Raw genomic sequence first — 12,414 nt, 5'->3', positions numbered from 1 at the left:
CGATATCGCGCATTCGGATGGCCGAATGTGACAGATATGCGTCGTTGCGGCCATGGTTGGTGGCCCGTGATGATGGGGACATGTCGCTGATCCATCGCGTGGTGATCGCGGTCTTCCCCGACGTCGACCTGTTCGGCGTCATCGCACCCACGGTGCAGGATCTGACGGACTGAACACGCCGACGGCGCAGTCTGTTTCACCAGGCGCACCGTCGATCCGGCGCTAGAGTCGGTGAATGGCGGATGACGCCTTGATCGCGTGGCTGCTGGACTCCGGCGGGCGAAGGTCGCGACTGGTGGGAAGAGAATGGGGGCACCGATTAGTTATGCGAAGCGGTCCCGTCTGATCTCATGTGGCGCCACCCGCGGCCCACACGTCGTCCTTTGCTCATTAACGCCCGGAGGTACCCGATGCTCGCAGAAAGACCCGCTCGTCCGACTGGCGGAGGGACCCCGACCGTAGTCCGGCTGCTGGTACTCGCGACCTTCGTGGTGATCCTGAACGAGACCATCATGATCAACGCGATCCCGCGGCTGATGGCGGACCTCGACGTGACCGAGCGCTCGGCGCAGTGGGTGTCGACCGCGTTCATGCTCACCATGGCGGCGATCATCCCGGTCACCGGGTGGTTCCTGCAGCGGGTCACGACGCGCCGGGCGTACGCGATCGCGATGGGGGTATTCCTGGCGGGCACCGCGCTTTCCGCCGTCGCCCCGTCGTTCGCGGTGCTGCTGCTCGGACGGATCATCCAGGCGGGCGGCACCGCGGTGATGATGCCGCTGTTGATGACCACCCTGATGACAGTGGTCCCCGAACAGGACCGCGGCCGGGTAATGGGCAACGTCACCCTCGCCATCTCGGTGGCCCCGGCCATGGGACCGGTGCTGTCCGGTCTGGTACTGCAAGTCGGTTCGTGGCGTTGGCTTTTCGTGCTGGTGCTGCCGATCGCCGCGTCGGTCACCTGGCTGGGCCTGCGCAGACTGGACAATATCGGCGAACCGCAGACCGGCGCGATCGACTGGTCCAGCGTGGCATTCGCGGCACTCGGATTCGGCGGACTGGTGTACGGACTCAGCCGGTTCGAGCCCGACAACATCGCGACACCCGCGTTGCTCGTCGCCGCCGGATTGGCGCTCATCGGCGCGTTCACGGCTCGGCAGCTTCGGCTGCAGCGCACGGGAGTTCCCCTGCTGGATCTGCGCATCCTGCTGTTCGGTACGTACACCAAGGCGTTGGTCCTGATGTCGATCGCGTTCCTGGCGATGCTCGGATCGATGATCCTGTTGCCGCTGTATCTGCAGAACCTGCGCGGACTGTCGGCGCTGCAGACCGGGTTGCTGGTCATGCCGGGCGGTCTGGCGATGGGCGTGCTCGGCCCGACCATCGGGCGGCTGTTCGACCGGTTCGGCGGGCGAGTGCTGGTGATCCCCGGTTCGATCGGTGTCGCGGCGTCACTTGCCGGATTCACCCAGATCTCGATGACCATGCCGTACTGGCAACTGCTGATCCTGCACATCCTGATGATGGTGTCGCTGGCCGCGGCCTTCACCCCGGTCTTCACACTCGGGCTCGGCGCACTCCCGCAACACCTGTACTCGCACGGCAGCTCCATGCTCGGCACCCTGCAGCAGGTGGCCGCGGCATTCGGCACCGCCCTCGTGGTGACCGTGATGTCCGCCCGCAGCAGCGCGCTGGCAGCCGACGGCACCGACCCGGTCACCGCACACCTCGACGGTATGCGCCTGGCCTTCGCCGTCTCCGCCGCGCTGGCACTGATCGTCATCGTGATGGCCGTGCTGCTGCCGAGCCGATCCAGCGCACCGCAGTCGGACGAACCCGAATCAGCCACCCCCGAGCTGGTCAAGAACTGATCACCGCTCATGGCACACCCGTCAGGTCCGGGCCTGGCGGGTGTGTTTCATCGGCTCGATGTGCCTAACCGATTTGCGGTGGCACGTCGTTGAGACAGAATCCAAGTCTGACGAGAAGTTGCTGTGACAGAACACAATTGACCGTCTCGGTCCTTGACAGGTGGCCGGGAGCGGCTTACGTTTCATCGCGCCGTGCGGACCGCTCGCCGAAATGCTGCTCCGCTGTCGTGACGAGAGAGGTCGTCGATGTCGCCGCAGTCGTTATCGAGCCACGGTCCGGATATGAGATGCCGCCGCGGTGTCTCGCGTTTCCTGAGCTACGGCATAGTGGCCGTCGCGCTCGTCAGCGCGTCGGCGCCGCCGAACGCGACGGCGGTGCCGATCGGTCCGGCGCGTACGGAGACGTCGGTCGTTTCTTCCTCGTCGATCACCTCTGTCACAGAATCTGTTGTGAGCCTGCGCATTCCATTGCCCGATTCGGCCGGGGCGCGTCCGGACGCCTGTGATCGCCTGTCGTATCTGCGTTATCGGGACCTGGCCGGGCCGGAACGTGCGCAGGACGCCGACGCGATTCTGATGGCGCAGCCGGGGATCTTCGAAGGGGCGGGTGCGTTCGACAGCGTGGCCCGCAATACCGTTGCCGCGGCGGCGAAACAGGGCCGCCACCTCGAATTCTGGGCATTGGATCGCCGCTCCAACTGTCTGGAGGATCATCTCGGCGTACAGGCCGGCCTGGCGGCCGGTGATGTGCACCGCGCCGTCGATTATTACTACCGTGGCGCGGATATCGACGGCCGCCGATTCGCCGGTGTGGTGCCCAACGATCAGCTCGGCTGGCTCGGCCGCCAAGGGATCGCGCAAACGGTCCAGGACGAATACGACCTACTCGCCGCGGAACTGCCGGACCCGGCGGTCCGGAAGCAAAAGGTACTGTGCGGCGGCCATTCTCTGGGCGGGATCGTTACCGGTTTCTTCGCCGAATGGGATTTCGGCGGAGTCGCGGGCGCCGATCAGTGCGCCGGCTACTTCGCACTCGACTCCTCGATTGATACCTCGCTGTCCGCGCTCAACGGTATTCCCGACCTGATCGACCTGTCCGTTGGTGGCCTCGGCTACGCCGCGGTCGCAGCCGCGCTCGACAGCGGTGCGGCGCCCCGGGTGCTGGCGCTGCCTGCGGTGATCAATCCGGAGACGATGAACCTACTCGGCATCGCTGGGCTGGCCGCCTATGTCGCGCCCGACGCCGAATCTGATCTGGCGCATTACGTTCCCCCGAGTCTCAATCAGGAGGCCACCTATCGGGTTTTGATGTCGCGGGATGCGCTGGCCGCGTCGACGGGGTCGCCGTCGGTACGTGACCTGCGGGTCACCAATGCCGCCGCGCTCGGTGCCTTTCTCGACGCCAACTCCCAGCCGCTGGCACTGCTGCAAGCCGGTTTCGGATTCTTCGACGGCGGTGTGGTGGTGGACAAGGATTTCCCGGTGCCCGCCGATGTGGTCGCGGTGCCTGCGCTGCGCGGGCTCACCGGCATGTTGTTCGGTCCGGACCGCAAGGCGATTCCCGATCAGCCCAACGGCCCGCTGTACACCTGGCGCAACTACAACGAAACAGCCGCAGCCGCAATACCATCCGACCGGCACGGCGTTCCGTTCACCGATGCCGCGCACGAGGTCACCGATATCGCCGACCTGTCGCGCAGTCTGGCCGCGCAACCACTGGACTTCACCGAATGGTATTTCCCGACGAAGCTCGCGATCGACCTCTACCAGCCGCAGGCACCCGAGATCGCCCGTCACCGCGCATATCCCGGCGGCATACTCGTCAACCCGACCCTCAATGTGATCGGCGGTGCCGGCGTCGTGCTCGCGGGTGGACACCACGGCGTCGGTGAAACGGTCGTAGCCCCCGGCTACCACCATCTCGACGTACTCACCGCGGCGGCCGAACAGCCTGCCGGACAACCAGAAGTCGTCTCCACCAACCTCGCCCGATTCGCCCTCGGCTGCATCGAACGGCCTTGATCGGTGCTGCCGCCGATGTGGTGCGGTTGATCGCCGAGATGGTCGAGCGTTTGCCGTAGACGTATCGGCGTATTGGCGGGTGAGCAGCGGCCAGGTCAGCATGGCCATCTCGGCCGGTGTGCCGGGGCAGCCGCGCCGCAGCCAGTCGGTGGCCACGCCGGTGAGCGCGCCGGCGACGAATGCGGCGGGCACGTCGTGTGGGATGTCCAGCGGGGCGGCGGGATCCGGGGCATCGTCGGTTGTCTGGCAGGTGGCGATGTGGATGGTCGCGGTCATCCGGCGGCGGACATGGTCGATGACGCGTGCGCTGCCCTGCGGCCCCAGCAGGCTTCGATACAGACCCGCGTGTTCGGCGAGATCGGTGAAGAACGCGCGCAGTGACTGAGTCGGGTCCTGGTGGTGGTCCGCGGGGCCGAGGGTGCGCAGAGACTCGATCAGGTCGTCGATCATCGTGGTGCAGGCGGCCTCGGCGAGATCGTGCACGTCCCGATAGTGGTCGTAGAAGGTCGAGCGGCTCACGCCGGCCTGTTCGGCGACATCGGCCACGCTGATCTGGGACAGGTCCCGCACCTCGACGAGTTCGATCAGGGTGCGCTGCAACGCCGCCGCCGAGGCCGAGGTCGCCGGTCTGCTCGATACCCTCGGCTACGACGCGGTCGACGTCGGCAGCCTTGCCGAGAGCTGGCGCAGCGAACCCGGCACCCCGGTCTACGTCCAGCCGTACTTCCCGGCGCAGCGGCCCGAGGGTTTGCCCCAGGAGGAGAGCTTCCGCTGGTTCTTGGACACCCCCGGCGTGGCGGTACCCGCCGACCGGGTAAAGGAATTGACCGCCAATGCCGTCCGCGGCGCCGCCGGGGGGCAGTTTCCCCGGTCACAGCGCGCGCCCAGCTGTCCGGTCAGACCTCGACATCGCCGGTACCGCCGCGGTTTTCGCAAAGTTCCGCAATGCGGGTGTGCCATGGCGGTTTCGACAACTGACCACCTTCCCAAGTGGGCTTATCGGAGCGACAGACGTTCCCGGGCCGAGGTGTACTCGGCGAGCAGCCGCGCGGTGACCTCAGCGACCGGTTCGATCTTGTCGAGGACGCCGATGCCCTGCCCAGCACCCCAGATATCCCGCCATGCCTTCGCGGTGGCGTCGCCGCCGGATCCGAAGTTCATCGCCGAGGGATCGGATTGCGGAAGGTCAGCGGGATCGAGTCCGGCGGCTTCGATACTGCCGCGCAGGTAGTTTGCGTGTACCCCGGTGAAGAGGTTGGTGTAGACGATGTCGTCTGCCGCGGAGTCGACGATCATCTGTTTGTACGCTGGCGCGGCGTTGGCCTCGTCGGTGGCGATGAACAGCGACCCGATGTAGGCGAGGTCCGCGCCCACGGCTTGGGCAGCAAGGACGGCATCGCCGCTGGCGATCGAACCGGATAGGGCCAGCGGCCCGTCGAACCAGGCGCGGATCTCCTGGATCAGTGCGAACGGGGAAAGCCGGCCAGCATGTCCACCGGCCCCGGCCGCGACGGCGATCAGCCCGTCGGCGCCCCTGTCGATCGCCTTCAACGCGAACTGGTTGTCGATGACGTCGTGCAGCACGATGCCGCCATAGGCGTGGATCCGTTCGTTGAAGTCGGGGCGCACGCCCAGTGAGGTGATCACGATCGGCACTTCGAATTCCTCGATGAGGGACAGGTCCTCGTCGAGACGGTCGTTGCTCTTGTGCACGATCAGGTTGACAGCGTATGGCGCGGAGGGGGTTTCGGGGTGGATGGCATCATATTTGGCCAATTCTTCGGTGATGCGGGTGAGCCACACCCGAAGCTCGGACTGCGGTCGCGCGTTCAGACTCGGGAACGACCCGACGATGCCCGCCATCGATTGCGCGATGACCAGATCCGGGTTGGAAATGATGAACAGCGGGGACGCGATGACCGGCAAGCGGAGCCGATCGCGCAAAACCGTGGGGGCAGCCATATGTTTCTCCTTGCGTTGATGGATCGACGTGCGCAGGCCGGGGTCGCAACCACCGGTGGTGCGGGCACGCGTGTTACCCCACTGATGTGGTGCGGGTCTTGCGTAGCTCGTTTTTGAGGATCTTGCCCGCACCGGAGATGGGGAGCGCATCGACGAATTCCACGCTGCGGGGTGTCTTGTAGCCGGCGATCAGCGTGTGGACGTGGTCGCGGAGTTCTTGCTCGGTGACCGGCGCAACGGCCACCACGACCGCATGAACCCGCTCACCCCAATCCGGATCGGGTAGCCCGATAACCGCGCAGGACTCCACCGCGGGGTGGCTGGCGAGCGCGTTTTCGACCTCGGCCGAATAGACGTTCTCGCCACCGGTGATGATCATGTCCTTGATCCGGTCGACGACGAACAGATAGCCGTCGGCGTCGAGGTAACCGGCGTCGCCGGTATGCATCCACCCGCCGGCGAGGGCACGTTCGGTCTCCTCCGGGCGATTCCAGTAGCCGAGCATCACCTGGGCGCCGCGGACCACTACCTCGCCGATGGCGCCGGTGGGCAGATCATCGTCATCCGGGCCAGCGATGCGGACCTCGGCGTGTGGCGCCGCCCGGCCCGCCGAACGCAGCAGCTCCGGGACATGCTCGGCCGGTCCGAGGATGGTTGCGACCGGAGACAGTTCGGTCATGCCGTAGGCCTGGACGAACTCCACACCGGGCAGCGTGGCCAGAGCACGCCGCACCGTCGCCTCGGGCATCGCGGACGCTCCGTAGATGATCCGCTGCAGGCTGGTGACGTCGCGCGCGGTGAGTCCGGGGTCGGCGAACAGTCGCCCGATCATGGTCGGCACCAGGGACGTTGCGGTGACCCGGTGTCGTTGCACCGCGTCGAGCACCGCATCCGGGGTAAACCCCGGCAGGATGACATGGCTGCATCCGGCGACCCAGCCGAGCACCCACGAGGTGAAGGCGGCTACGTGGAACAGCGGCGCGACATGCAGGACGCGGTCCTGCGGCCCGTAGAACCACCCGGTGGACGCGCTCCCGAGCGCCGAGGTGAGCACGTTGGTGTGACTGAGCACGACCCCCTTGGGCAGCCCGGTCGTGCCGCCGGTGTAGAAGATGCCCGCAGGTGACGCGCCGCCCCGGCGCGCGTCCGGTATCGGGTCCGCATGCGCCAGCAGTCTTTCCAGGTGGGGAGCGTTGGTCATCGTGTCGCCCATCTGGACGGTGACCACACCGTGCGGGCTGAGCTGAGCGGCGGTTGCGGCCAACGCATCGTCGGTGAACAATACGACCGGCCGGCAGTCACGGATGGCGTGGTCGATCTCGGCGGGACTCCACCGCGTGTTCAGCGGCACCATGACGGCATCCGCCCATGCCACCGCAAGCAGCAGCTCGATATAGCGATCGGAATTATTGGCGAGCACAGCCACCCGATCATCGGGGGCCACGCCTAGTTCGTGCAGTGCCCCGGCGATCCGTGCGACTCGGTCGGCGTGTTCGGCGAAGGTCCGCACCTGGTCACCGCAGATAGTGGCGATCGCCTGCGGATCGCGCTGCACCGCACGATGCAGACCCTGGGTCAGGTACGCGTTCACAACAATGCCTCCGCGATCGCGGTGAGGCCCTCGAGATCGTTGCCCGCGAAGGGCACGCTTTGTACGAGAAGCGTTGTCACAACGGTCGATTCCCACCGGGCCACGTCCTCGCGGATCTTGCCGGCGGGACCGATCAACGCGACGTCGGAGACCAGCTCGGTGGGAATCGCAGCGATGGCCTCGCGCTTATGTCCAGCGAGGTACAGCTGTTGCACAGTGTGGCAGACCTCCTCCCAGCCCATGCGGGCGAAGACATCGAGGTGGAAATTGACACTGCGCGCACCCATCCCACCGATATAGAGCGCCAACTGCGGGCGGACCTGGTCGGCGGCCTTTTCCACGTCGTCGTCGACAATCATCGGCACCGACGCGGCCACCTCGAAATCGTCGGGGCGGCGACGCGCACCGGGCCGACCGAACCCCTCCGCGAGTGCAGCACGATAGAAACCGTCACTGCGTGGGGAAAAGAACAGGGGCAGCCAGCCATCGGCGATCTCCGCGGCCAGCGCGACGTTCTTCGGGCCTTCCGCACCCAGCAGGATCGGCAGGTCTCGCCGCAGGGGATGCAGCGTAGACCGCAGCGGCTTCCCGAGGCCGCTGCCATGCTGATCGGGCAGCTGATAGAACTGGCCGTCGTGCTCGACGGGATGCTCCCGGGCGATGACTTCGCGCACGATCCGGATGAACTCCCGGGTCCGCGCCAACGGCCGCGGATATGCCTGTCCATACCAGCCTTCCACAACCTGCGGCCCGGACACGCCGAGTCCGAGCGTGAATCGGCCGCCCGACAGGTGGTCCAGCGTCATCGCCGCCATGGCGGTGGCGGTGGGAGTACGCGCGGAAATCTGCACCACGTTCGTGGCGAGACGGATCCGGCTCGTCGACGCACCCCACCAGGCGAGCGGTGTCAGCGCATCCGAGCCGTAGGCCTCGGCTGTCCATAACGAGTCGAAGCCCAGCGCCTCCGCTGCGCGCACCGTCTCCAACGCCCGCGCCGGCGGTGCCGATGACCAGTAGCCGAGGTGATATCCGATCCTCATCGAACACGACCGGTGGCGAGCGCCGAGGTCATCGCGTCCTTCAGCGCGGTGAGCCCGGACAGCGGGCGCACCATGATCGTCAGCGTCGCGATGCTCCCGGTGCCGTCGAGCTCGAGCAGATCGAGCCCGTGAAATTCGCGGTCGGCGACCCGGCCGCGGAACAACAGACCGTGCACCGCGCCACCGGAATCCGCCGCCCCGGCCAATTCCCCCACATAACTCAGGTCTTCGAGCACCGTCAGGACGGCGCCGAGTACCGGCCGCACCTGATCGATTCCACGGAATGGGAGATGCGTCGTCGGGCTGAACAACCGGATGTCCGGCGCCAGGGTGGCGACGACCGCATCGAGGTCACCACCGGCCATCCCATTCCGAAAACGGTCGACGTTCATGCGCCAGCCTCCTTGCATAGTCATGCACATGCCTAGTCTGATTCATGACTAATATACGTTATGGCTAGCATAATGGACAAGAGGTAATGGAGGAGGCGGGAGAATGGGACTGCGGCATGCCGTATTGGCAGCCCTGCTCGACGGCGCGGCCACCGGGTACGAGCTGAGCAAGAACTTCGACGTCGGGATGGCCGAGTTCTGGCACGCCCGGCGCCAGCAGCTCTACGCCGAGCTCACCAAACTGGAACAGGCCGGACTCGTCAGCGGACGCGAGATCATCCAGCAGGGGCGCCCCAATAAGCGCGTCCAGTCCCTCACCGAGGCCGGCCGAGCCGAACTCGCCGAGTTCGCCGCCACCCCGAGTGATCCCCAGTTCCTGCGCGATGACCTGCTGGTGAAGGCGTACGCGGTCGATGTGACCGATGGCTCCGCGCTGATCGACCAACTCGCCCAGCGCGCCGAACAGTCCCAGATCAAGATCGCACGGCTGGACCGGGTCCTGGCCCGCCTCAGCGGGAACGACGAGGACGCGTTCCTGGCCGACGCGGAACGGATCGGCCCCTACCTGACCGCCGTCCGGGGACGCATGTTCGAGGAAGAAACAATCCGGTGGTGCACCTGGGCGATGCAGGTACTCCGGAAGCGACAGGGCGGAACACCCGACAACTGACCCACCTGCTGCCAGTCGATGGGGCAGGCCGGTGCCCCAATGGCTCGCATACCTATCGGCCGCAACCACAACACCGCGCTGCGGCAGATCATCGCCCGCAAATGTCGGCAGATCAGCGGGAACGATGTCGGCAGATCCACGGTGAGACCATCGGCAGATTCACGCCCACGACCGATGGAGTAGTCCACAATGCGCTGATCCGCGCAGCTCCCGTGACGCCGCCTTTCCCTTCGACTGCTTCGACCGAGGCGTGGACGGGCAACGGGACGAGGCACTCCACCTCGGGAAGCCCCGCGGCGGGGCCTGCGGGAATACCGGAGGGCGGTCAGCGGGTTACGACTCGCAGGCGAAATCGTAGAAAATTCGTAGAAAGCGGGGGCATACCCCCAAGAAGCGCAGGTCAACGGTGGGATAGGCTTTGTCGGTCATGAAGTCGGCTTTTTCGGGTCCGGTCCACGGTGCGCCCAAGACGGTTTACCTCGATCATGCGGCGACCACTCCGATGGTGCCTGCCGCGATCGAGGCGATGACCGCTGCCCTCGCGATGGCGGGTAACGCCTCGTCAATGCACGGTTCGGGGCGCGCGGCCCGGCGGCTGCTGGAGGAGGCGCGCGAATCGATCGCCGCCGATCTGGGCGCCCGGCCGTCGGAGGTGATCTTCACCTCGGGCGGGACCGAGAGCGACAATCTGGCGATCAAGGGCGTGTACTGGGCCCGCCGCGACGCCGAGCCGCGCCGGACCAGGATCATCGCGGGTTCGACCGAACATCACGCGGTCATCGATGCGGTCGAGTGGCTGGAACAGCACGAGGGCGCGCAGGTGACCTGGCTGCCCGTGGATGCCGACGGCGTGGTGTCGCCGCGGGTGCTGCGGGCGGCGCTGGCCGATCATGTCGACGAGGTCGCGCTGGTGACCATCATGTGGGCCAACAACGAAGTCGGCACCATCGCGCCGATTGTCGAATTGGCCTCGGTGGCACAGGAATTCGGTGTGCCGATGCACAGTGACGCGATCCAGGCCGCCGCCCAGCTGCCGATCGACTTCGCGGCCAGCGGACTCTCGGCGGCGAGTTTCGCCGGGCACAAGGTCGGCGGGCCGCACGGTGTGGGTGTGCTGCTGCTCGGCAGGCAGGTGCCGTGTGTGCCGCTGTTGCACGGCGGCGGGCACGAGCGCGATCTGCGCTCGGGAACATCCGATACCGCGGCGGCCGTCGGTCTGGCCACCGCATTGCGCTGTACCGTGGCCGAGTTGCCCACGCGCACATCGGAATTGGCGGCACTGCGCGACGACCTGATCGAGGGCATCCGCGCGGCCGTTCCCGATGCGGTGCTGAGCGGTCCGGTCGGCGAGCGGCGACTGCCGGGCAATGTGCATTTCACCTTCCCCGGCTGTGAAGGCGATTCGCTGCTGATGCTGCTGGACGCGGCCGGGATCGAATGTTCGACCGGGTCGGCCTGCAACGCGGGCGTGGCCACGCCGAGCCATGTGCTGATCGCCATGGGCGTGCAGCCGTGGCAGGCGCGCGGATCGCTACGGTTCTCGTTGGGGCACACCTCGACGCGCGCCGATGTGGACGCGGTACTGACTGTGCTACCCCAGATTGTGGAAAGGGCCAGGGCCGCGGGTCTGGCCGGTGCGAAGGGAGGTGTCTGATGCGGGTACTCGCCGCGATGAGTGGTGGTGTGGATTCGGCAGTGGCGGCGGCACGTGCCGTCGACGCGGGCCATGAGGTGGTCGGCGTGCATCTGGCGCTGTCCGCGACACCGGGTACGCTGCGCACCGGTTCGCGCGGCTGCTGCTCGAAGGAGGACGCCGGCGACGCCCGCCGCGCCGCCGACGTGCTCGGAATCCCGTTCTACGTCTGGGATTTCGCGGACCGCTTCAAGGAAGATGTGATCGACGACTTCGTCGCCGCCTATGCCGCGGGCGAGACGCCGAACCCGTGTCTGCGCTGCAATGAGAAGATCAAGTTCTCGGCCCTCGCCGATCGCGCGGTCGCGCTCGGCTTCGACGCCGTGGCCACCGGCCACTACGCACGGCTCGAGGACGGCGTGCTGCGGCGTGCCGTCGACGCCGACAAGGACCAGTCCTATGTGCTCGCGGTGCTGACCGCGCAGCAGCTGTCGCGGGCGCTGTTCCCGGTGGGTGATACCCCGAAGCCACAGATCCGCGCGGAGGCCGCTGAGCGCGGGCTCGCGGTGGCGAACAAGCCCGACAGCCATGACATCTGCTTCATTCCCTCCGGTGATACCCGGGCGTTCCTCGGCGCGAAGATCGGTATCCGGCCCGGTGCCGTGGTCGACGCCGACGGTCAGGTACTGGCGAATCACGAAGGCGTGCACGGGTTCACCATCGGCCAGCGCAAGGGGCTCGGGCTGCCCGGCCCGGCCGCCGACGGCAAGCCGCGCTACGTCACCGGTATCGATCCCGACTCCGGCACCGTCCAGGTCGGCTCGGCCGAGGATCTACAGGTGTGGACCGTGCATGCCGACCGTGCCATCTGGACCTCCGGCTCCGCACCGGAAGGGCCGATCGAATGTGTCGCGCAGGTGCGCGCGCACGGCGGCACCGCACCGGCCGTGGCCGAAGCGGTCGGCGACGGATTGATCGTGCGGCTGCGTGAGCCGCTGACCGGTGTGGCCCGCGGCCAGGCCGTGGTGGTGTATCGGCCGGATACCTCGGGTGATGAGGTAATCGGAAGCGGCACCATCAACGGCACTTCGCGCGATAGGTCCTCCGTGAGTAGCGCGGGCGCGAGCGCCGGGCAGTGAGCGCCGCCGACATCGGGCGGCGCAAGCGAGATCGGTTCACCTTCTTCGTCATCCCGGTGCAGACCGGGATCCACCACACCATGGGGTGCAAACC

General features: G+C 66.9%; 10 protein-coding genes and 1 pseudogene. 5 read left to right on the top strand and 6 right to left on the bottom strand.

The window, feature by feature from the left end; genetic code table 11:
- The first annotated feature begins 410 nt into the window (after positions 1 to 410).
- The gene (locus OG874_RS24965) at positions 411 to 1,871 is read left to right on the top strand and encodes an MDR family MFS transporter (protein ID WP_330249567.1); all 1,461 of its coding nucleotides are present in this window, start codon (positions 411 to 413) and stop codon (positions 1,869 to 1,871) included.
- Between the two features lie 317 nt (positions 1,872 to 2,188).
- Here the strand turns inward: OG874_RS24965 and OG874_RS24960 are convergent, their stop codons facing one another.
- A complete protein-coding gene (locus OG874_RS24960) occupies positions 2,189 to 2,311 on the bottom strand; it encodes a hypothetical protein (RefSeq protein WP_330249566.1) in 123 nt (40 codons plus the stop codon).
- A 10-nt stretch (positions 2,312 to 2,321) separates the two neighbouring features.
- Here OG874_RS24960 and OG874_RS24955 point away from each other — a divergent pair, with 10 nt between their 5' ends.
- The gene (locus OG874_RS24955; protein ID WP_330249565.1) at positions 2,322 to 3,893 is read left to right on the top strand and encodes a hypothetical protein; all 1,572 of its coding nucleotides are present in this window, start codon (positions 2,322 to 2,324) and stop codon (positions 3,891 to 3,893) included.
- Positions 3,894 to 4,046: 153 nt separating this feature from the next.
- Here OG874_RS24955 and OG874_RS44840 read toward each other — a convergent pair.
- From OG874_RS44840 to OG874_RS24930, 5 genes and pseudogenes are all read right to left on the bottom strand, one after another.
- Positions 4,047 to 4,463, bottom strand: a pseudogene (locus OG874_RS44840) (TetR/AcrR family transcriptional regulator); the annotation flags it as partial.
- Positions 4,464 to 4,889: 426 nt separating this feature from the next.
- Positions 4,890 to 5,855: an NAD(P)H-dependent flavin oxidoreductase gene (locus OG874_RS24945; RefSeq protein ID WP_330249563.1), complete on the bottom strand. Its 966-nt coding sequence runs from the start codon at positions 5,853 to 5,855 to the stop codon at positions 4,890 to 4,892.
- A gap of 73 nt (positions 5,856 to 5,928) precedes the next feature.
- On the bottom strand, positions 5,929 to 7,446 hold the full coding sequence (locus tag OG874_RS24940; protein WP_330249562.1) for an acyl-CoA synthetase: 1,518 nt from the start codon (positions 7,444 to 7,446) through the stop codon (positions 5,929 to 5,931).
- Entirely contained in the window at positions 7,443 to 8,486 is a 1,044-nt protein-coding gene (locus OG874_RS24935) for an LLM class F420-dependent oxidoreductase (protein ID WP_330249561.1), read from the bottom strand. The genes OG874_RS24940 and OG874_RS24935 overlap by 4 nt, the downstream gene beginning before the upstream one ends.
- Positions 8,483 to 8,878 carry a nuclear transport factor 2 family protein gene (locus tag OG874_RS24930; RefSeq protein WP_330249560.1) on the bottom strand — a complete coding sequence of 132 codons (396 nt, stop codon included), beginning with the start codon at positions 8,876 to 8,878 and terminating at the stop codon, positions 8,483 to 8,485. The genes OG874_RS24935 and OG874_RS24930 overlap by 4 nt, the downstream gene beginning before the upstream one ends.
- Before the next feature lie 103 nt (positions 8,879 to 8,981).
- Between OG874_RS24930 and OG874_RS24925 the strand changes: the two genes are divergently transcribed.
- The 3 genes from OG874_RS24925 to mnmA all read left to right on the top strand — a co-directional run bounded on the left by OG874_RS24925 (position 8,982) and on the right by mnmA (position 12,320).
- Positions 8,982 to 9,548, top strand: a complete 567-nt coding sequence (locus tag OG874_RS24925) for a PadR family transcriptional regulator (protein ID WP_330249559.1) — start codon at positions 8,982 to 8,984, stop codon at positions 9,546 to 9,548.
- A gap of 427 nt (positions 9,549 to 9,975) precedes the next feature.
- On the top strand, positions 9,976 to 11,202 hold the full coding sequence (locus OG874_RS24920; RefSeq protein WP_330249558.1) for a cysteine desulfurase family protein: 1,227 nt from the start codon (positions 9,976 to 9,978) through the stop codon (positions 11,200 to 11,202).
- Positions 11,202 to 12,320 (top strand): tRNA 2-thiouridine(34) synthase MnmA, encoded by a 1,119-nt coding sequence (gene mnmA / locus OG874_RS24915; RefSeq protein ID WP_330249557.1) that lies wholly within the window; start codon positions 11,202 to 11,204, stop codon positions 12,318 to 12,320. Before OG874_RS24920 ends, mnmA begins: the two co-directional genes overlap by 1 nt.
- Positions 12,321 to 12,414 lie beyond the last annotated feature (94 nt).

This window comes from Nocardia sp. NBC_00565 (assembly GCF_036345915.1).
Classification (GTDB): domain Bacteria; phylum Actinomycetota; class Actinomycetes; order Mycobacteriales; family Mycobacteriaceae; genus Nocardia.
The sequence above is the reverse complement of the archived record's forward strand: the minus strand, read 5'-3'. Positions and strand labels throughout refer to the sequence as shown.

Bases quoted from the DNA above. Each gene is read 5' to 3' on its own strand.
- OG874_RS24965 (WP_330249567.1), top strand. From the start codon at position 411: ATGCTCGCAGAAAGACCCGCTCGTCCGACTGGCGGAGGGACCCCGACC.
- OG874_RS24945 (WP_330249563.1), bottom strand. From the start codon at position 5,855: ATGGCTGCCCCCACGGTTTTGCGCGATCGGCTCCGCTTGCCGGTCATC.
- OG874_RS24935 (WP_330249561.1), bottom strand. From the start codon at position 8,486: ATGAGGATCGGATATCACCTCGGCTACTGGTCATCGGCACCGCCGGCG.
- OG874_RS24930 (WP_330249560.1), bottom strand. From the start codon at position 8,878: ATGAACGTCGACCGTTTTCGGAATGGGATGGCCGGTGGTGACCTCGAT.
- OG874_RS24925 (WP_330249559.1), top strand. From the start codon at position 8,982: ATGGGACTGCGGCATGCCGTATTGGCAGCCCTGCTCGACGGCGCGGCC.
- OG874_RS24920 (WP_330249558.1), top strand. From the start codon at position 9,976: ATGAAGTCGGCTTTTTCGGGTCCGGTCCACGGTGCGCCCAAGACGGTT.
- mnmA (WP_330249557.1), top strand. From the start codon at position 11,202: ATGCGGGTACTCGCCGCGATGAGTGGTGGTGTGGATTCGGCAGTGGCG.